At 44.2% G+C, this 618-nt stretch carries 1 protein-coding gene; it reads right to left on the bottom strand.

What is annotated here, in order from left to right; genetic code table 11:
• The coding region (locus GVN22_RS27630) for a DUF11 domain-containing protein (protein ID WP_166554197.1) at positions 1-618 on the bottom strand (618 nt) is incomplete at both ends.

Raw genomic sequence — 618 nt, forward strand, 5'->3', positions numbered from 1 at the left:
TTTTGCTGTCAATTTCACTACTGATTGACCAACCGATACGCTCGTATTGTTTGATTGTGCGGCACTTGTTCCGTTAATCGCTACTGGATCTCCACCGCCATAGACGCCTGCTTTGTTTTGGTATACTCCATTACTCAAGGCTGTGACTGTCAAGCTAAAACTACTATTACTTCCTGATGGAATACTGCTAGTTCGGCTACATGTTACTACTTGGCCTGACGAACTACAGCTCCAACCTGTTGCTGTACTTGATGATACAAAGCTTAGGCCGCTTTGTAAAGTATCTTTAACAGTAATCGTGCCAGTTGTAGCGGCACTTCCAAGATTACTTACGGTAATGGTGTAAGTAAAGTTGTCAAAAGCATTAATAGAGCCACTTGGTGCTGCTTTGGTGATACTCAAACGTGGTGCTGCTGGCACTGTTATCGTAACTGTTGCATTCGCACATACTTGTGGGGTCACCAATGTATTACATACTTGGTAAATCACCGTTACAGTTGTTCCTGGCTCGCTAACAGTTGGTGTATAGCTTAACACACCTGTTACTGGAGCGAAGACTGCCGTTCCACTTGCTGTGCCACCTGTTCTAGTAATCACATTGCTCGCTACTGGTAAGAA

Source organism: Cellulophaga sp. BC115SP, assembly GCF_009905545.1.
GTDB lineage: Bacteria > Bacteroidota > Bacteroidia > Cytophagales > Spirosomataceae > Flectobacillus > Flectobacillus rivi.